Source organism: Castellaniella sp., from assembly GCF_034007085.1.
Lineage (GTDB): Bacteria > Pseudomonadota > Gammaproteobacteria > Burkholderiales > Burkholderiaceae_B > Castellaniella.
The window spans coordinates 1-7830 of the sequence record NZ_JAVERO010000104.1; the positions used below are offsets into that span (position 1 = coordinate 1).

Consider the following 7830-nt stretch of genomic DNA (forward strand, 5'->3'; position numbering starts at 1 on the left):
CCCACCAGTTGTGGCTGCTGTACCTGGGCTACGGGGTGCTGGGGCCTGTGCTGGTGAACTACATCCGCCAATACCAGGTCGACCACGGCGTCCCGCCGGGCCAGTCCTACACCGTCACCATGTACCTGATGGCGGGCCTGCTGGTCGTGGGCTTCATCTGCAATCTGCTGGTCCGCCCGGTTGCCGCGCATCATCACATGGCGGCTGAAACCGATACTGCCCCCCTGGGCGCCAGCCTGGCCCATCAAAAATAGGAGCCCGCCATGTCCACGACCACGACCCGCACCCCTTCGCCTGCCCTGATCGTCCTGTTCTGGCTCTATGTCGGCATCCCGCTGGCGCTGGGCATCTGGGAAACCCTGCTCAAGGCCAGCGCCCTGTTCCACTAGACCAGAACGCAGCAAGCCGCCATCCATGCGGCTTGCCGCGCCAGGCCCCTACAGCCACTTGATTCGGCGGAATTGCCAATACAGCAGTCCGCAGGCCGCAAACGTGCCCGCCAGCATTGCCGGATAGCCGTAGGTCCAGTTCAGTTCCGGCATATGCTGGAAATTCATGCCGTAGATGCCCGCCACCGCCGTGGGCACCGCCAGGATGGCCGCCCAGGCGGCCAGCTTACGCGTGATGTCGGTCTGCTGCATCTGGCTGATCATCATGCTGGCCTCGAAGGCGAAGACCAGCGCTTCGCGCAGGCCGGCGATCGATTCGACGATGCGCTGGATCCGGTCCGCGACCTCGTTGAAATACCCCCGGCTGTCGGCATCGATGTTGCGCATGTCCACGCGCCCCAGGCGGCGGCAGATTTCCACCAGGGGCGCAATGGCCGTCTGCATGCGCAGCAGATCCCGCCGCAGACGATACAGGCGGTGGATGTCGGTTTCACGGAAACCGCGCAGCAGAAACTGGTGCTCGACGTTCTCGACCCGGCCTTCCATGTGGTCCAGCGCCTCGATATAGCGATCCGCCAGGAGATCCAGCAACGTAGAGGCAATGTAATCGCTGCCCCGGGACAGGAAGTCCGGTGATTCGGCCAGCTGGTCGCGCAATGCCCGATACGACCCCTCGGCGCGGCGGCGGATCGTCAGCAGATAGCCCGGCCCGATCACCAACTGGGTGTCGCCAAAACTCGGGCGATCCTGGGCGATTTCAACCGTCACGACGACCACCAGCGTCAGCTGGTCGTATTCGATGATCTTCGGGCGCCGGTGCGGAGCGATGATTTCCTCGATTGCGCGGTTTGGCAGGCCCAGACGGCGGCCAACATCGCACACCAGAGCTTCGTCCGGGTCCTTCAGGCCAACCCAGAGCAGGCCGGACTCGGTCGCCGCTGGCCCCAGATCCGCCAGTCCGACCTCGCGGCCCGGCTGGCCGGGCGCGTACAGGATGGACGCCACGGCCGAACGCCGGAATGCCTCGTCCACAGGGGTGTCATTGGCCGATGTCATGCTGCGCCCCGATCAATCCTGCCAGGCGCGCAGAAAGGCCAGCAAGACCTGCGCGGCGTTGTCTGCGGCGATCTGCAGAAAGGCGTTCATCTCGTTTTCGCCCGGTCCGCCGCCCGCCAGGTCACTGAGCGAACGAAAGGCGATGAAGGGGACCCCCGCGCGCCAGGCCACCTGGGCGCAAGCAGCGCTTTCCATGTCCAGCACATTGGCGTGAAAAGTCCGCGCGACATAGCGGCGCAGATCGGCATTGTCCACGAATGCCTGGCCGGACACGCCATTGCCGCCGACCACCAGACGGGGGCGCTGGTCCAGGCAGCGGTCCTGACGGTCACAGCCACGCAGGGGGACGGCCTGGATGCTGCGCGCCACGGCCAGCATGCGCGAGTCGGCCTCGAACCAGAATTTTTCCTGGATGGCCGTCCCGTCGGCGGGCTGCACACGCACGGCGCGCGGCTGCATCATGCCGTAAGGCGCGAATTCGAAGCCCCCCTTGGATGCGGGCGCGCGATAGTGCCCCGGCGTGGTTTCCCGCATCATGACCACTTCGAGATACTGTCCCCAGCGTTCCGGGACACTGACGTCACCGATGCGCAGATCCGGATTCACGCCACCCGCAATGCCGCTGAAGATCAAGTGCGTGACGTGGAACCGGTCGAACAGCAATTGCGTGTTCATGGCCGCATTGACCATGCTGATGCCGCTGAGCGACAGCACGACGGCCCGGCCTTCGAGCAGGCCGGTGGTGAATTCGACCCCCTGGATCGTGGCGGTCTGCGGATTCTGCAGGCGGGCACGCAGCAGTTCCAGTTCCGGCGCGAAGGCGGACATGATGGCCAGGCGCGGGGTTTCGTCCACCCGACCGGCACGCTGCGCAGCTGCCGGAACGGCCGACGGGCCTGTGGCCGCCGGACCGGCAAGCGCCACTGCCGGCAGACCCGGCCCGCCGCCGGACCAGAACAGCACGATCGCAATCAGAATGGCGGCACGGCGCCATGCGCAACGACACGCGGTCATGGATTCGACTCCTGTGAAGAAACGGACGCATCGGCCCCAGGCACGATACCGTCCAGCCGCTGGACTTCGAAATCCGCATGCAAGGGTTCCAGCGGCGGCAGCGGCCGGCCCGCCTTGGCCGACAGTTCGGCAAAACGGCCTGCCTTGCCGTACAGACCCCGCTGGCCCGTCACGGCCGTGACCGTGCTGTTGTAGTGCGTGGCCGCCACCCCCAGGGCATGGCCCAGCTTCTGCAACCGGTCCGCCACCACCTCGACCTGTCGGTACAAACCGCCCGCCTGCTCACCGAGCGCCCGCGCCTGTTCATTGCTGCGCGCCAGCATCCACAGCGAAGCCACTGTCCGCAGCACGGGCATCAGCGTGGTATGGGACACCAGGACGACATTGTGGCGATAGCCATGGTCGAACAGATCCCGATCCTGCTGCATGGCCTGGATGTAGGCGGGTTCGATCGGCATGTACATCAGCACGAAGCCCGGACTCTTCATCCCGATCAGGCTGCTGTAGTCCTTGCGAGCCAGATCGTCGATATGGTGACGCACGGCGCGCGCATGCGCGGCCAGCGCGGCGTCCCGATCCTCGGGCGTGGCAGCCGCCACGGCCCGGTCATAGTCCACCAGAGACACCTTGCTGTCGATGATCAGATGCTTGCCGTCCGGCAGCCGGACGACGAAATCCGGTTGACGCCGGCTGCCCGCCTCGTCCCGGAAAGACGCCTGGGCCTGATAATGATCCCCCTCGATCAGCCCTGCCAGCTGCAGGCTGCGTTCCAGCAGGACCTCGCCCCAATTGCCGGTGGCCTTCTTGTCACCCTTCAGGGCCGTGGCCAGGGACTGGGCTTCATCACTCATTTTCAGCCCCACGTCCAGCACACGACGGATTTCCGCGTCCAACCGCGCCTGCCCGCGAACCGAGGCATCGTGGATTTCATTGACGCGCCGCTGGAAACCCTCGATCTGCTCACGAAAGGGCCGCAGCAGGCCATCGATCGTGTCATGGCTGGCGCGCGACAGGCCCTGGCTTTTTTCTTCCAGCACCTGAACGGCCAGATGCTGGAATTCTGTCCGCAGGGATGCACGCGACTGCTCGAACGCCTGGCGCAGGTCCTCGAACGCCGCTAGTTTTTCCTGGTGGGCAGCCTGCAGCCGGGCCAGTTCCAACTGACCGTCCTGCGCCCGGATCCGCCAGTCCTCCAGCGCCTGGGCCTGGGCCTGGGCATCCTGTTCGAGCCGTGCGAGCCGATCCTGAAGCTGATCAGCACGGCCCGCCTGGCGGGCGGCCTCGGCCGCCTGGCCCAACAGCCGTCGCCGCGCCGGCCAGGCGCCGGCCACAGCGCCGACCAGAAAGGCCAGCGCCAGCGCTACCAGGGTTTCCGGGGGAAACGGGATCACGATGCCGTCCTATGCTGCATGAAGAATCCCGACATCATCGCACAAGCCAGAAGGCCCTGGGGCCGCGTACCCGTGCAGCCGCAATCCTCCGGCGCACATGCACATGCGCACCCGGAATCAAGCCGACGGCAGCATCCCGGACTGGCGCGACATGCTCTGGTGCAGGCCGCTGGGGTCCGTGTCGGCGTAGTGCAGGACGCTGTTCTGGACATGCCGATGCAAGCCCTGGATCAAGCGCAGGGCGCCATCCGGCAGTTCGTGCGTCGCTTGCGAAACGACACCAACCATATAGGGGACCACAGTCTCGATCGGTCGCAACACGACGTCATCGAGCTGCACCCCCCGGATCGAGAACGGATCGATCAACGCCACGCCCAGGCCCTGCCGCACCAGGGACAGCGCCGTCTGCTGGCTGCCGACTTCGATATGGCGCCGGGTTTCGCCCGCCGTGGCCTGGACCAGGCTGCTGGTCAGGTGATAGCGCATGCGATAGCGATTGAGCAAGGTGATGACATCCGTGTCGTGAATATCCCCAAGCCGAACCGTATCCCGGGACACCAGCGGGTGCGCAGCCGGCAGTGCCAGCAGACAGGGTGCGTGGCCGCACCAGTGCACACGCACCGCCTCGGTGTCGATCGGCAGATTGATGAACGCGAAATCAGCCCGGCTGTCCACAATCGCACTGGTGGGGGCTTCGTGGACGACTTCCTCGATGATGAGCTTCTGGCGAAAGACTGGGCTGAAACGATCCATCCGAGCCACGGCCTCGGGCAGCAAGCTGCGGGCCAGGTCGGCAGACGCCAGGATCCGCAGTGGACGGACCTGCCCGTTGCGCATGCCCCGGGCGCGGGCTTCCAGCTGATGCAGATCGGCCAGGATACCGCGTACGTCCCGGTAGAATTCTGCGCCTTGCTCGGTCAGGGTGATCGCAGGCCGGGTGCGCGCAAACAGCATGAAACCCAGTTCAGCTTCCAGATCGCTGATCTGGCGGCTGACGACCGGCTGTGAGCGGCCCAGCATGCGGCCCGCTGCCGTGACGCTGCCGCTGGTCACGATGGCATTCAGGGCCTCGAGTTGGCGTATTTCCATGGCATGCGATGCAAGTCCCTCTGCCCGCATCAAGAAATCGCCTGGACCAGCCAGCGCCAGCCCAGGCAGAATCGCTAAAAAACTGTTAACACATGTTAACTCTGAGAGCGCACGCCAAAACAATGAGCAAGTGTGGGAAAGCGCCCTTCTCGCACAGATTGTGCGTAGTCCTGGGCCGCCTCCCGGATCAGCTGCCCCGCATCGGCGAATCGCTGGGCGAATTTCGGAATCCGGTCGCCGCTCAGACCCAGGATGTCCTCGGTCACCAGAATCTGCCCATCGCACGCGGGCGAGGCCCCGATGCCGATCGTGGGAATCGACAGCGCCGCCGTGATTTCACGCCCCAGAGGCTCGCTGATGCCTTCCAGGACCACGCCGAACGCGCCGGCCTGGGCATGGGCCTGGGCATCCTCCAGGATGCGGCGGGCGGCGGCATCCGTCATGCCCTGGGCCTTGAATCCCCCCATGGTGTTGACGTATTGAGGCATGAGCCCGACGTGGGCCAGCACCGGGATGCCGCGATCCACCAAAAAACGAGTCGTCTCGACCAGGGGCAGGCCGCCTTCGAGCTTGACGCCGGACGCGCCACTGGACGCCAGCAGGGATGCCGCATTGGCAAACGCCTGGGCCGGGGACTGCTGATAGCTGCCAAACGGCATGTCCACGATCACACAGGCATGCCGGGTAGCCCGGACCACCGCAGCGGCGTGCGCGGCCATCGTGTCCACCGTGATCGACAGGGTATCGGGCAATGCATAGCCGACCATGGCCGTGGAATCCCCCACCAGCAGCATGTCCACAGCCTCGTCCAGCATGCGGGCAATCGGTGCGATATAGGCGGTCAGCGCCGCGATCTTGCGTTCCCCCTTGCATGCGATGAGCTGGGGCACCGTGACGCGCTGCGCCTGACTATGTACACTCATTTGATTGACTCCAAAGACTTGTTGATCGCTGGCCGACTGCCGGCCAGATCCGTCGCGGCCAGGCGCCGCCTCTACCGGAGACCCGCATGTCCACCAATCAACCATACATCACGTTTCATGATGGCCGCCGCGCGCCCCAGCTGGGCCTGGGCACCTGGAAGCTGACCGGGGACGCCGTCATCCCGTCGATCCTGGCCGCCGTCGAGGCCGGCTATCGTTCCATCGACACCGCCGCCATTTACGGCAACGAGACCGAGGTGGGCCGCGGCATCGCCCAGTGCGGCATCCCGCGCGAAGACCTGTTCGTGGCGACCAAGGTCTGGAACGACCGGCATGGGCACGATAGTACCAAGACTGCGCTCCAGGAAAGCCTGGACCGGCTGGGGCTGGATTACGTCGACCTGTATCTGATCCATTGGCCGGTTCCCAGGGAAAAACGCTACCTGGAAACCTGGGAAGCCCTGATCCAGCTGCGCGACGAAGGCCGTGCGCGCTCGATCGGCGTCAGCAATTTCCAGCCGGGCCACCTGCAAAGGCTGCTGGATGGCACCGGGGTGCTGCCCGTGGTCAACCAGATCGAACTGCATCCCCATTTTCAACAGGCCGAACTGCGTGCCTACCACGAAGACCACAACATCCGCACCGAAGCCTGGAGCCCGCTCGGCCAGGGCCAGACCCTGCAGGATCCCGTGATCCTTGAACTGGCGCACCAACTGCAGGCCAGCCCGGCCCAGGTGATCCTGCGCTGGCACATCCAGATGGGCCACATGGTGATCCCGAAATCCTCGGACCCGGAACGGATCCGGGACAACTTCAATCTCTGGAACCTGCGCCTGGACGATGCGGCCATGGCGCGGATCGCCGCCCTGGACCAGGCCGATGGCCGTATCGGCCCCGACCCTGAGACATTCCATCTGATGGACTGAATCAGGCGCTGTCGCGTCCGGCCCGCCAGCCCAGGCGAATCGCCAGGGCTGGCGCAAGGACGAACACGCCATACACGGCCCAGGCGGCCTGACGCGTGCCCTGCCAGCCACCCGGATCCGTAAAGCCCGCCGCGTTTGCGACCACGCCCGCCATGGCCGCGCCCAGGGCAATTGCGTACAGCTGCAAGGTCGTGATCGCTGCCGATGCGATGTTCTGCTGGTCCGGCGGTGCAGCGCGAAAGACCCCAGTCAACAAATGCGGCCAGCACAGTCCCACCCCCACGCCTACCCCCAGCAACAGCACAGCCAGCACAGCCACCGGCATCGCGGGATCAGGCATGCAGAAATACAGTCCCGCCAGTGAAGACGCCGACAGGACAGGCCCCAGGGCCAGCAGGCGGCCCGCACTGGCAGACCCGCGTCCGGAACTGATCATGGTTCCCAACGACCACCCCGCCGACATCAACGCCGACAGATAGCCCGCATGCAACGGCGACTGGTCATGCAGGACCTGCAGGAAATAGGGCACGAAGACTTCGGTCGTCACACCGATGCTCAACAGGCCGATCATGGCATAGCGGCGGCCCAGCGGGTGGCTCAACGACCAGGCGCCTGCGGGCAGGAAGCGCTGGCGTGCGCACCTGTCCATGCGGGCCAGCCAGACGACCAGCAACAGGCCGCCCGCCACCCCGGCCAATTGGACGGCCCAGGATGCAGACAGGCTGGCGGCCGAGACCACCAGCACGGAAGCAACCAGCAATCCGATACGCAGCAACGGTGCTTCCAGCCGGGTGTGGCGATCCCTGCCTGTCGGACCCAGCTGCGTGATCAACAGTGCGCCCAGCGCCGCGCAGACCGGCAGCACGGCCCAGAACGCCCAACGCCAATGCCCGGATTCGGCGAACAGGCCGCCGATGGCGGGCCCCGACAAGGTGGCCACGCCCCACATGCCGGAAATCAGCGCCATGGCCCGCGACCACAGGCTCTGATCGAATACCAGAGGCACGGTGGCGTAGCTCAGGCTGAGCAGCATGCCGCCCCC

8 protein-coding genes and 1 pseudogene are annotated in these 7830 nt (G+C 65.6%); 3 read left to right on the forward strand and 6 right to left on the reverse strand.

The window, feature by feature from the left end:
* Both RBR29_RS09150 and RBR29_RS09155 read left to right on the forward strand, forming a co-directional pair.
* A pseudogene (locus tag RBR29_RS09150) lies at positions 1 to 254 on the forward strand (hypothetical protein); the annotation flags it as partial.
* A gap of 9 nt (positions 255 to 263) precedes the next feature.
* Positions 264 to 389 (forward strand): oxalate:formate antiporter, encoded by a 126-nt coding sequence (locus RBR29_RS09155; protein ID WP_320348752.1) that lies wholly within the window; start codon positions 264 to 266, stop codon positions 387 to 389.
* Positions 390 to 437: 48 nt separating this feature from the next.
* Here the strand turns inward: RBR29_RS09155 and RBR29_RS09160 are convergent, their stop codons facing one another.
* From RBR29_RS09160 to panB, 5 genes are all read right to left on the reverse strand, one after another.
* A complete protein-coding gene (locus tag RBR29_RS09160; protein ID WP_320348753.1) occupies positions 438 to 1445 on the reverse strand; it encodes a magnesium and cobalt transport protein CorA in 1008 nt (335 codons plus the stop codon).
* 12 nt (positions 1446 to 1457) lie between these two features.
* Positions 1458 to 2459 (reverse strand): 5'-methylthioadenosine/S-adenosylhomocysteine nucleosidase, encoded by a 1002-nt coding sequence (locus RBR29_RS09165; RefSeq protein ID WP_320348754.1) that lies wholly within the window; start codon positions 2457 to 2459, stop codon positions 1458 to 1460.
* Positions 2456 to 3850: a DNA recombination protein RmuC gene (locus RBR29_RS09170; RefSeq protein ID WP_320348755.1), complete on the reverse strand. Its 1395-nt coding sequence runs from the start codon at positions 3848 to 3850 to the stop codon at positions 2456 to 2458. Before RBR29_RS09170 ends, RBR29_RS09165 begins: the two co-directional genes overlap by 4 nt.
* Positions 3851 to 3967: 117 nt before the next feature.
* Positions 3968 to 4939: a LysR family transcriptional regulator gene (locus RBR29_RS09175; protein ID WP_320348756.1), complete on the reverse strand. Its 972-nt coding sequence runs from the start codon at positions 4937 to 4939 to the stop codon at positions 3968 to 3970.
* A 95-nt stretch (positions 4940 to 5034) separates the two neighbouring features.
* On the reverse strand, positions 5035 to 5862 hold the full coding sequence (gene panB / locus RBR29_RS09180) for a 3-methyl-2-oxobutanoate hydroxymethyltransferase (RefSeq protein WP_320348758.1): 828 nt from the start codon (positions 5860 to 5862) through the stop codon (positions 5035 to 5037).
* An 86-nt stretch (positions 5863 to 5948) separates the two neighbouring features.
* On the opposite strand from panB, the gene RBR29_RS09185 reads away from it, so the two are divergent.
* Positions 5949 to 6788 (forward strand): aldo/keto reductase, encoded by an 840-nt coding sequence (locus RBR29_RS09185; RefSeq protein WP_320348759.1) that lies wholly within the window; start codon positions 5949 to 5951, stop codon positions 6786 to 6788.
* A gap of 1 nt (position 6789) precedes the next feature.
* Here the strand turns inward: RBR29_RS09185 and RBR29_RS09190 are convergent.
* A partial coding sequence (locus tag RBR29_RS09190; protein ID WP_320348761.1) for an MFS transporter occupies positions 6790 to 7830 on the reverse strand: 1041 nt, incomplete at its 5' end.

Excerpts from the sequence above, each read along its gene's own strand:
- RBR29_RS09155 (WP_320348752.1), top strand. The coding sequence starts at position 264 with ATGTCCACGACCACGACCCGCACCCCTTCGCCTGCCCTGATCGTCCTG.
- panB (WP_320348758.1), bottom strand. The coding sequence starts at position 5,862 with ATGAGTGTACATAGTCAGGCGCAGCGCGTCACGGTGCCCCAGCTCATC.
- RBR29_RS09185 (WP_320348759.1), top strand. The coding sequence starts at position 5,949 with ATGTCCACCAATCAACCATACATCACGTTTCATGATGGCCGCCGCGCG.
- RBR29_RS09165 (WP_320348754.1), bottom strand. The coding sequence starts at position 2,459 with ATGACCGCGTGTCGTTGCGCATGGCGCCGTGCCGCCATTCTGATTGCG.
- RBR29_RS09175 (WP_320348756.1), bottom strand. The coding sequence starts at position 4,939 with ATGGAAATACGCCAACTCGAGGCCCTGAATGCCATCGTGACCAGCGGC.
- RBR29_RS09160 (WP_320348753.1), bottom strand. The coding sequence starts at position 1,445 with ATGACATCGGCCAATGACACCCCTGTGGACGAGGCATTCCGGCGTTCG.